This window comes from Pseudomonas sp. 1L-C-7-B-C1 (assembly GCF_057291635.1).
This window is the reverse complement of record NZ_JBXAWH010000012.1, coordinates 197,379-212,893: the sequence shown is the minus strand read 5'-3', so window position 1 is coordinate 212,893 and position 15,515 is coordinate 197,379. Positions and strand designations below refer to the sequence as shown.

Below are 15,515 nucleotides of genomic sequence, written 5' to 3'. Positions count from 1 at the left end.
ATGCCACGTTTATGCGCCAACCTGTCGATGCTGTTCACTGAAGTGGAATTTCTGCAGCGTTTCGAAGCCGCCGCCGACGCCGGGTTCAGTGGCGTCGAGTACCTGTTTCCCTATGACTTCAGCTCCGCCCAGATCAAGGCCGAGCTGGACCGCAACCGGCTGACTCAAGTGTTGTTCAACCTGCCAGCCGGGGACTGGGCCAAGGGCGAGCGCGGCATCGCCTGTCACCCCGATCGGGTCGAGGAGTTCTACGCCGGCGTTGACCTGGCCATCGCCTACGCCAAGGTCCTGGGCAACACCCAGATCAACTGCCTGGCGGGCATCAAGCCCGAGGGGTTCGACGATGGGCTGATCGAGAAGACCTTTGTCGACAACCTCAAGTACGCCGCCGACCGCCTGCAAGCCCAGGGCATCGATCTGGTGATGGAGATGATCAACACCCTGGACATTCCGGGGTTCTACCTGAACACCACCGCCCAGGCGCTGGCGATTCGCGAGAAGGTCGGCAGCCGCAATCTGTCGCTGCAATACGACATCTACCACATGCAAATCATGGAAGGCGACCTGGCCCGCACCCTCGAAAACCACCTGCCGGCGATCCGTCACGTGCAACTGGCCGACAACCCCGGTCGGCACGAACCCGGCACGGGTGAAATCAACTACGGCTTTCTGTTCAAGCACCTGGACCGGCTGGGTTACCGCGGTTGGGTCGGCTGTGAGTACAAGCCGCTGACCACCACCGAAGCGGGGCTTGGCTGGCTGAAAACCCATAATTTGATCTGAAGTCAGCGGCAAGCTTCAAGCTTCACGCATTGCCAGCCGGACGAACGCAGTCAGGCTTCTAGCTTGCGGCTTGAAGCTTGCCGCTTGCCGCTTGCTCCCCAACAACAACCAGAGGCATCTTCTATGGCTAACATCGGATTCATCGGCACCGGCATTATGGGTCTGCCCATGGCAGAAAACCTGCAGAAAGCAGGTCATCAACTGATTCTCTCCCGGCACTTCATTGCCCCGCCCGCGTCCCTGGTGGACGGCGGCGCGACCGTGCTGGCCAACCCGCGGGAAGTGGCACAGGAAGCGGAATTCGTCATCGTCATGCTGCCGGACACCCCGCAGGTCAACGACGTGCTGTTCGGCGAAAACGGTCTGAGCGAAGGCACCGGTGCCGGCAAAGTGGTCATCGACATGAGTTCGATCTCCCCTTCGGCAACCAAAGCCTTCGCCGAGAAGATCAACGCCACCGGCGCGCAGTACCTCGACGCACCGGTGTCGGGCGGTGAAGTCGGCGCCAAGGCGGCTACGCTGAGCATCATGGTCGGCGGCGAACAGGCCACTTTCGAGCGCGCCCTGCCGCTGTTCCAGACCATGGGCAAGAACATCACTCTGGTCGGCGGCAACGGTGACGGCCAGACCGCCAAGGTCGCCAATCAGATCATCGTCGCGCTGAACATCCAGGCCGTGGCTGAAGCCCTGCTGTTTGCGTCGAAAAACGGCGCCGACCCGGCCAAGGTGCGAGAGGCATTGATGGGCGGGTTTGCTTCGTCGAAGATTCTCGAGGTGCATGGCGAGCGGATGATCAAGGGGACGTTCAACCCGGGCTTCCGGATCGCGCTGCATCAGAAGGATTTGAATTTGGCGCTCGAAGGCGCGCGGGAGTTGGGGTTGAACCTGCCCAACACGGCCAACGTCCAGCAAGTGTTCAGCACCTGCGGGGCATTGGGCGGGAGTGGCTGGGATCACTCGGGGCTGATCAAGGGGCTGGAACACATGGCGAATTTTTCAATTCGGGGTGATCACAGGCCTGATTGATGTTCGCTGTTGAAGTGTGTTGCTTGTGCTGGCCTCTTCCCGGCTGAAGCCGGTCCTACACGTGGACGCGATACGTTTGTAGGACCGGCTTTAGCCGGGAAGAGGCCATCCGATCAGAAAATATTGATCGGATAATCCGCGATCAAACGAAATTCCTTCACGTCGCCATCAGGCTGATCGCCGTTGGCAGTGTGCCAGGCCTGACGCATGCGCAGGGACAAGTCCTTGGCCGGGCCGGACTGCACCACATACTTCGCTTCAAGGTTGGTTTCGTGATGGTCGCCGTCATCGCCATAACCGGTGTAAGTGCTGTTCGACGGGATATGGGATCCATCGATGTCGTCACCGTGGATATAACGGACCATGAAACTCAAACCCGGCGCACCGTAACTCGCCATATTCAGGTCATAGCGTGCCTGCCATGATTTTTCGCCCGGACCGTTGAAGTCGGAATACTGAACCGAGTTGGCCAGCAGTATCGAATCACCGGTGTCACCCGCGCCGTTATTACCGAAGGCCACATAATCGAACGGCGTGTCGCCATGCACTTTTTGGTACGCCAAAGTCACTGTGTGGGCGGTCAGGAAAGAATACGCAGCGGCCAGCGACCAGGTCGTGTTGCTGATATCGCCCGCTTTGGCGGCGCCGCTGTCATTGGTGCGATAGATATTGAAATCGAAGTTCAACGACTGCTGATCAGAGATCGGCAAGGTGTAGTTGGCATTGCCGTAGTACTGATGCCAGACATCCTTGAGGTCCGAGCCGTAAAGGCTGACCGACAGATTATCGGTGAGTGCGTATTTACCGCCGGCGTAGTCAATGCTGCTGGCTTCGACGTTGGCATACGCCGCCCAGATGCCGTGATCATTGTTGGTGGTGACCGGGCCGTTGCTGCCGGTGAAGTGGCCGCCGTCGAGTTCCAGATTGGCAATGTCGCTGCTCAGCAGGTTAAAGCCGGTCGCGGTTTGCGGAAACAGTCGCGAACCGCCCGCAGCAAACACCGGCGCCTGGGGCTGCAGATTGCCGTAACGCAATTCGGTTTTCGAGATGCGCATCTTCAGCGCCCCGCCGGCCGTGCCGTATTCATCCTGCGGATTGCCATGGCTGTCCACCGGCAGGTTGCCAGTGCCGGTGGTCCCGCCACCGCCATCAAGCTTCAGGCCCCAATAGCCGTAAGCATCAACGCCAAAACCCACGGTGCCCTGGGTGAAGCCGGAGCTGAAATTACCCAGCACACCCTGGGTCCAGTCCTTGCTGTCGTCCTTGCTGTTCTTGTTGTCCCGGTTGAAATAGTAGTTCTTCAGGTGAACGGTCAGACTGCTGTCGTCGACGAAGCCCTTGGCCTCCGATTGATCACTGACAACCCCTGCCGTTGCCAATTGACTGACACCCAGCGAAACCGCCAGCGTCATTAGATTCCATTTCACGAAAGTCATTGCTATCCCCTGTCTCGATTAAGGCCCAGCGCGCGCGCCCCTGAATGCAGGGCACTGTTGGAAGTTCACATCAAGGTTAAGCGCTGGAGCGGCGTTGCGGCAGATGGAAACGAAACACACATGCCAATGACTGGACGGCTGTTCCAGGCAAAGGAGCACATTGATTGTTGTTGATGCCCGTTCAACCTGCGCTAGACCACGCATTTGCAGGCCGAAAATCTTGTAGCACTATCCGCACAGTGGGTTTCCCAACGAGTCTTGATAGTCACTATCAATGTTCGTAATAGTTGAAAACTTTCGGCCAGTGTTACCGTCGTCGGCGATGAAGAACACGAATCAATTGCCGGATGACTCCGCAGCATCAGGCAATCGAATCATGCTCCGCTTCATCATTCCTTTGGTAAGACTTTTGGCCACCTCACGTCAGTGCGGTGGCTTTTTTTCGTCCCTTTACCATGCGCGGGTCCACCGACTTCGAGTGAACGCGCAATTGGGTAAAAATTCCATCGAAAAGTACCGGCGGGTGCTATTGCCTTCATAGTAAAAATAACTCACCGGTCCCAACAAAACTCCGATATAAAGCGCACCAAGTAATAGCGTTCTAATATCACGAACGCTTTCATTTCAGGTGCACGCCATGTTTAAAAACCTATCAATTGCCAAGCGCCTGGGATTGGGCTTCGGGCTCGTTCTCGCGCTGATGATTCTCGTCACACTGGTCGGCGTTAACCGGGTTCACTTGATGGAATCCGCCCTGACCGACGTCAGTGAGGACGCCACCGTCAAACAGCGTTACGCGATCAATTTCCGCGGCAGCGTGCACGACAGGGCCATTGCCCTGCGCGATGCCGTGCTGGTGCGCAACGACGCCGGCCTCGCCACGCACTTGCGGGACATCGAGCGCCTCGACGGCCTGTATCAGGCATCCGCCGCGCCCATGGACCGCATCTACCAGGCCAAGGGTGCGTCGCCCCGTGAACAAGAGCTGCTGGCCAACATCAAGACGGCCGAACGCACTGCGCTGAGCGCGACCGAAAAACTGTTGAAGCTGCGCCAGCAAGGCGAGATCGATCAGGCCCAGACGCTGCTGATGGAGCAGGTGTCCGGCGCCTACAAAGACTGGCTCGCCCGCATCAACGCACTGATCGACCTTGAAGAAGCGTCCATAAGCGGACACATCACTTCGGTGCGAGTCACCGCGGCGCAATTCGCTTCACTGATGTTGCTGTCCACCGGCATCGCCGTGGTGTTGGGGATCATCGCCTCGTTGCTGATCATCCGCAGCCTCAAGTCGACCCTCGGCGCCGAACCTCACCAGGTTGCGGCCTCGATCCGTCGTCTGGCGGCCGGTGAGCTGACGGATAAGATCGAAACGGCCTACCCCGACAGCGTGATGGGCGCGTTGAAAGCGAGCAACCTGCATTTGTCGGCCACCATCACCGAAGTGCGCTCGGCTGCTGCGGCGTTGACCCACTCCTCCGCCCAGCTGTTGTCCAGTTCCGACAGCAACAGCGAACAGATGCGCCTGCAGGCCAGCGAGACCCAGCAAATGGCTACCGCCATTAATCAGATGGCCACCACCGTGAAAGAAGTGGCGGGCTACGCTGATCAGGCGGCGAATGCCACCCAGACGGCCGATAATGAAGTTGAAAATGGCAAGCGCGTGGTTGAAGGCACCGCCCAGGCGATGGACCAACTGGCGCGCAAGCTGGAAAGCGCCGCTGACTCGGTGGGCCAGGTGTCCAGCGACAGCCGCGCCATCGAGAACGTTGTAGCGGTGATCAACTCCATCGCGGAACGCACCAACCTGCTGGCGCTCAACGCTGCCATCGAAGCCGCCCGTGCCGGTGAAGCAGGCCGCGGTTTCGCGGTGGTCGCCGACGAGGTTCGCTCCCTGGCCAACCGTACCCAGGAGTCGACCCAGGAAATCCGTGACATGGTCGGTCAGTTGCAGACCGGTGCGTTGAAGACTGCCGACCTGATGCGGGAAAGCCGTGAAATGGCCCAGCGCACCGTCGAGCAGACCCACGAAGCGCAAACCGCGCTGGTGAAAATCCGCCACGAGGTCGGCGCGCTCAACGACATGAACGCGCAGATCGCCAGCGCCGCCGCGCAGCAACGGGCGGTGGCCGATGACGTCAGCGTCAACATCAACCGCATCCACGACGCGGCGCTGGAAACCGCCGTCGGCTCCAATCAGGTGGCGCGCTCGAGCCGCGAGCTGTCGACCCTGGCTGATGTGCTCACTGACCGTGTGAGCTTCTTCAAGGTCTGACCCTGCAGGGCCGCGTCGCGCAGGCGGCGTGGCCCTTTTACTCCATCACCCCCCGCCTTGTTTTCCGCGCTCAAGACGTCTTGATTTTGACGCCGCACCCGGCTTAATCGCTGGAGTCCCTCTGCACTTTCTGGTCTAGTAGTGATCCGATCATCGCAAGTCGACCCTCGTCGATGCCGTCATCCATTCGCTGCAACTGCCGCCCAAGCAAAGGTCCCGCCGATGTCTGCCCAACGTTTCAAGCACGCCCTCTCCTGCCTTTCCCTATTGGCCTGTCTGACCTCAACGGCTGCCCTCGCCCACGCCCATCTTGAAAGCCAGCAGCCCGCTGCCGACAGCGAAGTGAGCGCGCCCAAAGAGCTGCGCCTGGTCTTCTCCGAAGGCGTCGAAGCCACATTCACCAAAGTGGTCATCAGCCTGGACGCGCCTGATACGCCGACTGAAATCATCCAGACGCGCAGCGTCGAAACTGATCCCAACGACAAGAAAGTCCTGATCGTGACCCCGGCCGTGCCGATGGTCCCGGGCAAATACAAGGTGGAATGGCACGCCGTGTCGGTGGACACCCACAAGAGTGAAGGCACCTACCGCTTTCAGGTGACGCCATAACCCCATGCACGAAGGACTGATCCTGTGCCGCTTCCTCCACTTCGGCGCAGTGCTGTTGCTGTTCGGGGTCGGCGCGTTTCGCAGCCTGTTGTTCGTCCCGTACCTGCTGCCTTTTGAGGCCAGCCCGGCGGGACCTCGGCTGAGTCGGCTGCTCGTCTGGCTCGCCGCTATTGCGCTGGCGAGCGCGCTGGCCTGGCTGATGCTGACGGCTGCTTACCTGAGCAGCGACTGGAACGGCGCGATCAATCCGTCCACCGTCGGGCGGGTGCTGGGCAACACCTGGTTCGGGCACGTGTGGGTTATTCATCTGCTGCTGAACGCGCTGGTGGTCATCCTCCACCTCCGGGTCAAGCCAGGCATTCTGCCGGTCCTCAACACGCTGTTGCTGCTGACCCTGGCGCCGGTCGGTCACGGCGCAATGTTCGATGGACTGAAAGGCCAGCTGTTGATCCTCAACCAGATGCTGCATTTGCTCGGCGTCGGCACCTGGCTCGGCGGATTACTGATGCTGACCCTGCTGCTGAGGGATGATCATTCTGTCGACCTCGCAGCCGTATTGCGGCGTTTCAGCGGCATCGGCTACGGGCTGGTGGCGGTCATCATCGCCACGGGCCTTATCAACGTTCGTGCCCTCAGCGGCGGATTCTGGCCTGAACCGGCATTTGCCGGGTTCGGCCTGGTGCTAGCCGTGAAAGTAACGATGGTGTTGGGCATGCTGGTGCTGGCGGCACTGAACCGGCAATTGGCTCAGGCGGATAATCTTCCGGTGCGGCGCCTGAGGCTGAGCGTGTTGCTGGAAGGCCTGCTCGGCGCAGGTGCGCTGGCGGCGGTCTCGTTGCTCGGCACCTTGCCGCCGATGCTGGGCTGACGTTGATACCAAGAGTTTGAGCGCAAGACTCGGAGTGTCGTCCGCCATCGACGCCGCTAACCTACAGGCCATTGAACCGTCAGGGAGCCGCCGAAAATGAGCCGTCAGCCGAGCCGTCCGTCCGCCGAAAATGTCGAGCTCGATCCGCGCTGGAATGCCGTGTTGTCACGGGACGCCACCGCTGACGGGGAGTTCGTCTACGGCGTTCGCACCACGGGCGTTTACTGCCGGCCGAGCAGCAGCGCACGCTTGCCCCGCCCGGAAAACGTGGTGTTCTTTGCGACCGCCACCGAGGCCGAAGCCGCCGGGTTCCGCCCGAGCAAGCGCGCCACCGCCGATCGCACCGGTCTGGCCGAGCAGCATGCAGCCGTGGTCGCCGGGGCCTGCCGACTCATCGCCGAAGCGGAGTTGCTGCCGACCCTCACCGAGTTGGCCGCCCACGCCGGCATGAGCCCCTGGCATTTCCACCGCGTCTTCAAAGCCGTCACCGGCCTGACACCCAAGGGCTACGCCAACGCCCACCGCGCTGGAAAGGTGCGCAGCAAACTGACCGACAGCGGACGCATCACCGACGCCCTGTATGACGCCGGTTTCAATTCCAACAGCCGTTTCTACGAAGCCAGTGCCGGACTGCTGGGCATGAAGCCAACGGATTACCGCAAGGGCGGCGCCACGTTGAAGATTCGTTTTGCCGTCGGCGAGTGCTTTCTCGGTGCGATTCTGGTGGCCCAGAGTCCGCGCGGCGTGTGCGCCATTCTGCTCGGCGATGATCCCAACCAGTTGGTGCAAGACCTGCAGGATCAGTTTCACAGCGCCACGCTGATTGGCGGTGATGCCGAGTTCGAGCGGCTGATGGCTGAGGTGGTGGGGTTTATCGAGGCGCCGAAGCTGGGCCTGAACCTGCCCCTGGATTTGCAGGGCACGGCGTTTCAGCAGCGGGTGTGGCAGGCCCTGGCGCAGATCCCGCCGGGCACGACCGCCAGTTACGCACAAATCGCCCAACGGATCGGTGCGCCGACCGCCAGCCGCGCGGTCGCCCTGGCCTGCGGGGCAAACCGTATCGCCGTGGCGATTCCCTGTCATCGGGTGGTGCGCAGCGATGGCGCGTTGTCGGGTTATCGCTGGGGTGTCGAGCGCAAGCGCGCGTTGCTCACGCGTGAAGGTCAAGAAAAGGAACCACAGCATTCACGCTGAGCTATTTTGATCGGTTTCAGCCCAGCTCAAACTTCAGTTCCGCTGCTTTCACGATCCTATCGATCCTCACGGGTGTGCCACAGACGCAGCAGATAGATTGTGGAATTGGCTATCTCGTAGCGCATCTCGTAATGGCCGATCTGGATTCTGCGCACATCCCTCGGTTCAAATTCTTCAAGGCGTTCGCCGATGCGTGGATTGACGAGCAGCGTAGTCGGTGCCGCCGTGAGTTGCTGCACGGTTCGTGCGGCGGCAGGCTGATTGGCCGCTGCCAGAAACTCATAGAGCCGGGCAATGTCGGAAAGCGCCTTGCTCGTCCACTTCAGTTCCATCAGCGTGGAACCGGCAACGGCGTGTCGGTGCTCAGGCTATCGGCCCAGGTCTGAACGGTCTGGTGGTCAATTACGTGACCAGCATCAACATCAGCCAATGCCTCCCGAGTCAGGCGACTGCGCTCTTCTTCCTGATCTATCCAGGCGGACAGGGCCTGTTTGACGATCCAGTTTTTGGAGCGTTCCAGCCGCTCCGCCATCAAATCGACTTTTTGTGCCAACGCCTCAGGAACGTGAGCCGTCACCGATCGGGTCTTTGCGGAAGTTGCCATGATAGGAAGGTCCTGATTGGAGAGTGATTTAAAGTTAATCATAGTGAGTCATTAAAAATCGTCAAGAACAGGGTCAGCTGTCGGATTGCGCTGCACGCCATCCGTTAGTCGTTTCCGGCTAAAGCCGGCCCACCAGAGAAGCAAAGCATGCAAACGCCAGTAACAGCTTCGCGCTTGAGAAACCCTGACAGCGGCGTAAGGTCCCTGCACCGGACCTCACAAGGAGCATGGACGTGCCTTCGACTCTTCAAGCAGCGATAACCGACACCGCCCCCTCATTCTGGTTGATCGCCGACCAGCTCAACGCACGCAACGAAACCGAACGGCTGGACTACATCCGCTCGGGCTTCCCGCCCGGCTGGGTCAAGGTGCTGCGTAACGCCTTCCACCTGAGCAACAGCCAGCTTGAGGCGCTGCTGGCGACCTCGCTCTCCACCCTGGAACGGCGCCAGCGTCAGCAACGGCCGCTGGACATTGTCGGCTCCGAACGCCTCGATCGGGTTGCCGCGCTGGCCACCCACGCCGCCGAACTCTTCGAAGACCAGAACACCGCCCGCCGCTGGATGGTGGCGTCAAACCGCGCGCTCAACGGGCAGACGCCGATTGCCCTGTGCGAAACCGAAATCGGCGCGCGGCAGGCACGCCGGGTGCTCAGCGCCCTGCAGCACGGCGGGGTCGTCTGATGCAGGCCTGGAGGATCAGCAAAGACAGTGCCGCGAACGATCTGTCCGGCCTGGGTGCCGCGCAGTTCGGCGGGCGCTGGAATCATGCCGACCAGCCTGCCGTCTACCTGGCGCTGAGCGCATCAGGCTGCGCGCTGGACACGCTCATTCAGTGCGCGAGCCTGCCGCAGCCGGGTTTCCAGCTCGTTCACCTGCAGTTGCCGGATGACCCGGCGCTGTATTGGCAGCCGGCCCTCGCCCAATTGCCGCCTGGCTGGGACGTCACGCCGGCGGACAGACCCAGCATGGATTTCGGTAGCGCCTGGCTGGAGCGGCGTGAGCAACTGGGTTTGATCGTGCCCTCTGCAATCATCACCCACACGCGCAACCTGCTGCTCAATCCCCGTCACCCTGCCATGGCGCAGGTCAGGGTGCTCGACGTGCGCCCTTTCACCTGCGGCTGATCAGCGCCGGGTGTCGACCACGATTCTGCCGCGCACCTGCCCACCCATGAGCTGGTGCGCGGTTTCAATCACTTCACTCAAGCCGATCTCGCGGCTGATCAACGGCAGCAGCGAGACATCCAGATCCCGGGCCAGACGCGCCCAGGCGTCGATGCGGTCCTGGCGAGGGCGCATGACACTGTCGATGCCGGCAAGGGTCACGCCGCGCAGAATGAAGGGTGCCACCGATGCCGGAAAGTCCATGCCTTGGGCCAGGCCGCAGGTTGCCACCGTGCCCCAATAGCGGGTGCTGGCGCAGATATTGGCCAGGGTATGGCTGCCTGCCGAATCGATCGCCCCGGCCCAACGCTCTTTGGCCAGTGGGCGGCCGGGCTCGGCAAGGGTCGCGCGGTCGATGATCTCGGCGGCGCCGAGGGAGGTCAGGTACTCGCTCTCGCTTACCCGGCCGGTGGAGGCCACGACGCGATAGCCAAGCTTTGCCAGCAGCGCAATGGCGAAGCTGCCGACCCCGCCGTTGGCGCCGGTCACCAGCACATCGCCCTTGTCCGGCGTCACGCCGTTTTTTTCCAGCGCCATGATCGCCAGCATCGCGGTGTACCCGGCCGTGCCGATGGCCATGGCCTGCGCTGGCGTAAAGGCGCTCGGCAGCGGGATCAACCATTTGCCTTGCACCCGCGCCCGTTCCGCCAAGCCACCCCAATGGCCCTCGCCAACGCCCCAGCCGTTAAGCACTACTTGATCGCCTGGCTTGAAGTCCGGATCGCTGCTGTCCTCGACCGTGCCGGCCAGGTCCACCCCGGGCACCATCGGAAACTGTCGCACGATCGGCCCTTTGCCGGTGATCGCCAGGCCGTCCTTGTAATTCAACGTGCTATGGCTGACGCGCACCGTGACGTTGCCTTCAGGCAACTGAGCGTCGTCTATGTCCGTCAGCTCGGCCCGGTAGCCATTGTCGTCTTTGTTGATCAGGATGCCTTTGAACATGTCACTCACTCCTATTTAGACCGCTCGTCTATAAACAGATCTGAAGACATCAGCGCGGCAAGCCGCGCAGAAATCCGATAATGAAGGTGTTGAGCGGTTGCTCGTTCTGCACCAGTCGAGCCCGCAGCACAGCGCCCTCCCAGCCGATCCAGAAATACGCCGCCAGCTCTGAACAATCAGTGCGCGCAGGCAGTTCGCCCGCAGTGATGGCCGCCTTGAAGCACACCGTCAGGCGCGCCTGCCAGTCGAGGAAAACCTTTTCCAGCGCCTCGCGGAAGCCCGCTGGCAGGACGCTCACTTCCTGGCCCATGTTGCCGACCAGGCAGCCGCGGCGGAAATCGTGGCGGGCGATATTGACCTTCGATTCCTGAACGAACCCGGCCAGCCGTTCCAGCGGCGACAAGGTTTCATCCAGCAGCCAGCGATCCAGGCGCCGGGCGAAATAGTCGGCGTAGCTGTCGAGCACCGCGAGGCCGAAGACCTCTTTGCTGGCGAAGTAATGATAGAAAGAGCCTTTGGGCACACCGACGCGCTTGAGGATGCCGTCGATGCCCGTGGCCATGAAGCCCTGCTCGGTCAGCACCTCGACGCCACAACGGATCAGCGCTTCGCGGGTGTCGAAGTCATCCGGGCGCGCCACTTTGGGTGGGCGGCCGGGGCGTCTGGGTTTTGCAATGATGTCGTTCATGGGGTTGCATATTAGACCGAGCGTCTATTAAATCAACCGCAACTTTTCAAGTGCTGCTATTCAGCAGCCTTTTCGCTATGGAGACTCTGCCGATGATCGCCTGGCCCGACACCCGCCTGCTCAAACTGCTGGACATTGAACTGCCCATCCTGCAAGCACCCATGGCCGGTGCGTCCGGCTCGGCCATGGCCGTCGCGGTGGGTAAAGCCGGCGGCCTGCCCTCGCTGCCCTGCGCCATGCTCACCCGGGCGCAGATTCGAGAAGAAGTGGCGCGTATACGCGCGGGCACCCATGCGCCGCTTAACCTGAATTTCTTCTGTCACTCAACGCCGCCCGTAGATCCGCAGGCGGATGCAGACTGGAAAACCCTGCTCAAGCCCTACTACGACGAATGGGGTGCCGACTTCGATGCACCCACTCCCACCTCCAACCGCGCGCCGTTTGATGAGACGGCGTGCGCCTTGATCGAAGAGTTGCGCCCTGAAGTGGTCAGCTTTCATTTCGGCCTCCCGGAGGCCGCGTTGCTGGCGCGAGTGAAGGCTACTGGCGCGAAGGTACTTTCCTCGGCGACCACCGTGGAAGAAGCCGTGTGGCTCGAAGCACGGGGGTGCGATGCGATCATCGCCATGGGCTACGAGGCCGGCGGCCATCGCGGCATGTTCCTCAGCGATCAGTTGCACACCCAGGTCGGAACGATGGCGCTGGTGCCGCAGATCGTCGATGCCGTGACGGTGCCGGTTATCGCCGCCGGTGGCATTGCCGACAGTCGCGGTATTGCCGCGGCGTTCATGCTGGGCGCGTCAGCGGTTCAAATCGGTACCGCCTACCTGTTCACTCCGGAAGCCAAGACGTCCGTGCTGCATCAGGCGGCACTGAGCCGCGCCCAGGACAGCCAGACCGCCATCACCAATATTTTCACCGGCCGCCCGGCCCGGGGTATCGTCAACCGCATCATGCGGGAGATAGGGCCCATGTCCGATACCGCGCCAGCGTTTCCCACGGCGGGCGGCGCGCTGATGCCGTTGCGCAGCAAGGCTGAAGCCCGGGGTGACGACGGTTTCATGAATCTTTGGGCGGGTCAGGCGGTGGGCATCAAGCACGCGCTGTCGGCCGAAGAACTCACCCGAACGCTGGCCATCAGCGCCCTTGAGCGGCTGGCCGGGCGCTAATCTGGCGATTCAAAACCCTGGCGCGGCAAGATCTGGCTATCGCACGGAGAAGAGTCGCTATATATTTCGCTGCATAGCGTTTGACCGGCGTCCGGTTGGCGTTCTTCCTCATTCCGTTCGCTAGCCCGGAGCCGTTCCATGCGCGCCGTTTCAAACCGCTTCACCCTCACCTCGCTGGCCATCGCCTTCGTTTCGCTGTCGTCGGGCGCTGCATTTGCCGATGAAGTACAGGTGGCCGTTGCCGCCAATTTCACCGCGCCGATCCAGGCCATCGCCACGGATTTTGAAAAGGATACGGGCCATAAACTCGTGGCCTCGTTCGGCGCCACCGGCCAGTTCTACACCCAGATCAAAAATGGCGCGCCGTTCGAAGTGTTCCTCGCCGCTGATGACACCACCCCGGCCGAACTGGAAAGTGAAAACGAGACCGTGAAAGGCTCGCGCTTCACCTACGCGGTGGGCACCCTGGCGCTGTGGTCGGCCAAAGATGGCTATGTCGACGACAAGGGCGAGGTGCTTAAGAGCGGTAAGTTCGAACACTTGTCCATTGCCAACCCGAAAGCTGCTCCGTATGGCCTCGCCGCCACCCAGACCCTGAACAAACTAGGCCTGACCGACGCGACCCACACCAAGATCGTCGAAGGCCAGAGCATCGCCCAGGCCTACCAATTCGTGCAGACCGGCAATGCCGAACTGGGTTTCGTCGCCCTCTCTCAAGTGTTCAAGGACGGCAAGCTGACCGGTGGCTCGGCGTGGATCGCGCCGGCCAACCTGCATGAGCCCATCAAGCAGGACGCCGTGATGCTCAACAAGGGCAAAGACAACGCCGCGGCCAAGGCGCTGATGGACTACCTCAAAGGCCCGAAAGCCGCCGCGATCATCAAGTCCTTCGGGTATCAGCTCTAAATGCTGCTGGGCAGTGCCGACCTCGCGGCCATCTGGCTGACGCTGAAACTGGCGTCCCTGACCACGGTGATTCTGCTGATCGTCGGCACGCCCATCGCGCTGTGGCTGGCGCATACCCGCTCATGGCTCAAAGGCCCTATCGGCGCGATCGTGGCGCTGCCTCTGGTGCTGCCGCCCACGGTGATCGGCTTTTATCTGTTGCTGTTACTCGGGCCAAACGGCGCGATCGGGCAGCTGACCCAGAGCCTCGGGCTCGGCACGCTGACCTTCAGTTTCACAGGGTTGGTGATCGGCTCGGTGCTGTATTCCCTGCCGTTCGTGGTGCAGCCCTTGCAGAACGCCTTCGCCGCTATCGGCCCTCGTCCCCTTGAAGTGGCGGCGACGCTGCGCGCAGGCCCGTGGGACACCTTCTTCTCGGTGATTCTGCCGCTGGCGCGCCCCGGCTTCATCACCGGGGCGATCCTGGGTTTCGCCCACACTGTGGGTGAATTTGGCGTGGTGCTGATGATCGGCGGCAACATCCCGGAGAGAACCCGCGTCGTGTCCACGCAGATCTACAACCATGTGGAATCCATGGAATACGCCCAGGCCCACTGGCTCGCCGGGGCGATGCTGGTGTTTTCCTTTGTGGTGCTGCTGGCGCTGTACTCCAGCGGCAAGGCCCGGTCAGCGTGGAGCGGCGCATGAGTTCGATGATCGATGTCCGACTGAAGGTGGATTACGCCGAGTTCGCCCTCGACGTTGACCTCAACCTGCCCGGTCGCGGGGTCACGGCGCTGTACGGCCATTCCGGTTCCGGCAAGACCACCTGCCTGCGTTGCATCGCAGGGCTGGAAAAGGCGGCCGACGGGTATATCCGCGTCAACGGCGAGGTCTGGCAGGACAGCGCCAACAACGTCTTTCTCCCCCCACACAAACGCTCCCTGGGATACGTGTTCCAGGAAGCCAGCCTGTTTCCGCACCTCGACGTCGAGGCCAATCTGCGCTTCGGCCTCAAGCGTATTCCTGAACGGGACAGGCGCATTACGTTGCAGCAGGCGACCTCGCTGCTGGGCATCGATCATCTGCTCCAACGCGCGCCCGACAAACTGTCCGGCGGCGAGCGTCAGCGGGTGGGCATCGCCCGCGCGTTGCTGACCAGCCCGCGCCTGCTGCTGATGGACGAACCCCTGGCGGCGCTGGACGCGCAGCGCAAAAGCGAAATCCTGCCGTACCTCGAACGTTTGCATGACGAACTGGATATTCCGCTGATCTACGTGAGTCACGCCCAGGATGAAGTGGCCAGGCTGGCCGACCATCTGGTATTGCTCAGCGACGGCAAAGCGCTGGCCAGCGGCCCCATCGGCGAAACACTGGCGCGGCTGGATCTGCCGCTGGCGATGGGCGACGACGCGGGCGTGGTGATCGAGGGAAGCGTGCAGGCTTACGACGCGGCCTATCAACTCATCACCGTCCGTTTGCCGCGCAGCGACCTGAGCATCCGCGTCGCCCACTCTGCATTGCTGCCCGGCAAGCCGCTGCGCCTTAAAGTGCAGGCGCGGGACGTGAGCCTGAGCCTGCAACCCGACGCGCAAAGCAGCATTCTCAATCGCCTGCCGGTGACGGTCATCGATGAGGTCGCCGCCGACAACACCGCTCATGTGCTGGTCCGCCTGGATGCCGACGGCTCGCCGCTGCTGGCGCGGATTACCCGGTATTCAAGGGATCAGCTGCAACTGGCGCCCGGGCAACGGCTCTGGGCGCAGATCAAGTCGGTGGCGCTGCTGGCATAGTCCCGGTCCACCAGCCATCGCACCCATCAGGCACACATTTATTCGGCACGACTGCGCAGCGCAACGGTCAATGCA

At 61.8% G+C, this 15,515-nt stretch carries 17 protein-coding genes and 1 pseudogene; 13 read left to right on the top strand and 5 right to left on the bottom strand.

From position 1 onward, the window contains the following. Positions 1–783 carry a hydroxypyruvate isomerase gene (gene hyi / locus AC0Z8Z_RS19335; protein WP_485620171.1) on the top strand — a complete coding sequence of 261 codons (783 nt, stop codon included), beginning with the start codon at positions 1–3 and terminating at the stop codon, positions 781–783. 123 nt (positions 784–906) lie between these two features. Next, on the top strand, positions 907–1,809 hold the full coding sequence (locus AC0Z8Z_RS19330; protein ID WP_485620170.1) for a 2-hydroxy-3-oxopropionate reductase: 903 nt from the start codon (positions 907–909) through the stop codon (positions 1,807–1,809). A gap of 113 nt (positions 1,810–1,922) precedes the next feature. Here the strand turns inward: AC0Z8Z_RS19330 and AC0Z8Z_RS19325 are convergent, their stop codons facing one another. Beyond that, a complete protein-coding gene (locus tag AC0Z8Z_RS19325) occupies positions 1,923–3,245 on the bottom strand; it encodes an OprD family porin (protein WP_122625146.1) in 1,323 nt (440 codons plus the stop codon). 637 nt (positions 3,246–3,882) lie between these two features. On the opposite strand from AC0Z8Z_RS19325, the pseudogene AC0Z8Z_RS19320 reads away from it, so the two are divergent. The 5 genes and pseudogenes from AC0Z8Z_RS19320 to ada all read left to right on the top strand — a co-directional run. Further along, positions 3,883–4,392 (top strand): annotated as a pseudogene (locus AC0Z8Z_RS19320) (MCP four helix bundle domain-containing protein); the annotation flags it as partial. 72 nt (positions 4,393–4,464) lie between these two features. After that, positions 4,465–5,520: a methyl-accepting chemotaxis protein gene (locus tag AC0Z8Z_RS19315; RefSeq protein WP_485620193.1), complete on the top strand. Its 1,056-nt coding sequence runs from the start codon at positions 4,465–4,467 to the stop codon at positions 5,518–5,520. A gap of 222 nt (positions 5,521–5,742) precedes the next feature. After that, the gene (copC, locus tag AC0Z8Z_RS19310) at positions 5,743–6,129 is read left to right on the top strand and encodes a copper homeostasis periplasmic binding protein CopC (RefSeq protein ID WP_485620169.1); all 387 of its coding nucleotides are present in this window, start codon (positions 5,743–5,745) and stop codon (positions 6,127–6,129) included. Positions 6,130–6,133: 4 nt separating this feature from the next. Then, positions 6,134–6,997 carry a copper homeostasis membrane protein CopD gene (copD, locus tag AC0Z8Z_RS19305; protein ID WP_485620168.1) on the top strand — a complete coding sequence of 288 codons (864 nt, stop codon included), beginning with the start codon at positions 6,134–6,136 and terminating at the stop codon, positions 6,995–6,997. 96 nt (positions 6,998–7,093) lie between these two features. After that, positions 7,094–8,191 carry a bifunctional DNA-binding transcriptional regulator/O6-methylguanine-DNA methyltransferase Ada gene (gene ada / locus AC0Z8Z_RS19300; RefSeq protein ID WP_485620167.1) on the top strand — a complete coding sequence of 366 codons (1,098 nt, stop codon included), beginning with the start codon at positions 7,094–7,096 and terminating at the stop codon, positions 8,189–8,191. 56 nt (positions 8,192–8,247) lie between these two features. Here ada and AC0Z8Z_RS19295 read toward each other — a convergent pair whose 3' ends face one another. Continuing rightward, complete coding sequence (locus AC0Z8Z_RS19295; RefSeq protein WP_122537187.1) at positions 8,248–8,523, bottom strand: type II toxin-antitoxin system RelE/ParE family toxin; 276 nt, start codon at positions 8,521–8,523, stop codon at positions 8,248–8,250. Continuing rightward, the gene (locus AC0Z8Z_RS19290; RefSeq protein WP_272634622.1) at positions 8,523–8,795 is read right to left on the bottom strand and encodes a CopG family ribbon-helix-helix protein; all 273 of its coding nucleotides are present in this window, start codon (positions 8,793–8,795) and stop codon (positions 8,523–8,525) included. The genes AC0Z8Z_RS19295 and AC0Z8Z_RS19290 overlap by 1 nt, the downstream gene beginning before the upstream one ends. Positions 8,796–9,028: 233 nt before the next feature. On the opposite strand from AC0Z8Z_RS19290, the gene parS reads away from it, so the two are divergent. Together parS and AC0Z8Z_RS19280 are read left to right on the top strand one after the other, a co-directional pair. Continuing rightward, positions 9,029–9,478 (top strand): type II RES/Xre toxin-antitoxin system antitoxin, encoded by a 450-nt coding sequence (gene parS / locus AC0Z8Z_RS19285; protein WP_254074823.1) that lies wholly within the window; start codon positions 9,029–9,031, stop codon positions 9,476–9,478. Continuing rightward, positions 9,478–9,921, top strand: coding sequence for an RES family NAD+ phosphorylase (locus tag AC0Z8Z_RS19280; RefSeq protein WP_485620166.1), 444 nt, complete (start codon positions 9,478–9,480; stop codon positions 9,919–9,921). The genes parS and AC0Z8Z_RS19280 overlap by 1 nt, the downstream gene beginning before the upstream one ends. Here the strand turns inward: AC0Z8Z_RS19280 and acuI are convergent, their stop codons facing one another. Both acuI and acuR read right to left on the bottom strand, forming a co-directional pair. Continuing rightward, the gene (gene acuI / locus AC0Z8Z_RS19275) at positions 9,922–10,905 is read right to left on the bottom strand and encodes an acrylyl-CoA reductase (NADPH) (protein WP_485620165.1); all 984 of its coding nucleotides are present in this window, start codon (positions 10,903–10,905) and stop codon (positions 9,922–9,924) included. Between the two features lie 49 nt (positions 10,906–10,954). Beyond that, positions 10,955–11,593, bottom strand: coding sequence for an acrylate utilization transcriptional regulator AcuR (acuR, locus tag AC0Z8Z_RS19270; RefSeq protein ID WP_485620164.1), 639 nt, complete (start codon positions 11,591–11,593; stop codon positions 10,955–10,957). Positions 11,594–11,685: 92 nt separating this feature from the next. Here acuR and AC0Z8Z_RS19265 point away from each other — a divergent pair, with 92 nt between their 5' ends. From AC0Z8Z_RS19265 to modC, 4 genes are all read left to right on the top strand, one after another. Continuing rightward, on the top strand, positions 11,686–12,762 hold the full coding sequence (locus tag AC0Z8Z_RS19265; RefSeq protein ID WP_485620163.1) for an NAD(P)H-dependent flavin oxidoreductase: 1,077 nt from the start codon (positions 11,686–11,688) through the stop codon (positions 12,760–12,762). Between the two features lie 138 nt (positions 12,763–12,900). Beyond that, positions 12,901–13,668, top strand: coding sequence for a molybdate ABC transporter substrate-binding protein (gene modA / locus AC0Z8Z_RS19260; protein WP_485620162.1), 768 nt, complete (start codon positions 12,901–12,903; stop codon positions 13,666–13,668). Next, entirely contained in the window at positions 13,669–14,355 is a 687-nt protein-coding gene (gene modB / locus AC0Z8Z_RS19255; RefSeq protein WP_172612074.1) for a molybdate ABC transporter permease subunit, read from the top strand. Positions 14,356–14,360: 5 nt separating this feature from the next. After that, on the top strand, positions 14,361–15,440 hold the full coding sequence (gene modC / locus AC0Z8Z_RS19250; protein WP_485620192.1) for a molybdenum ABC transporter ATP-binding protein: 1,080 nt from the start codon (positions 14,361–14,363) through the stop codon (positions 15,438–15,440). Positions 15,441–15,515 lie beyond the last annotated feature (75 nt).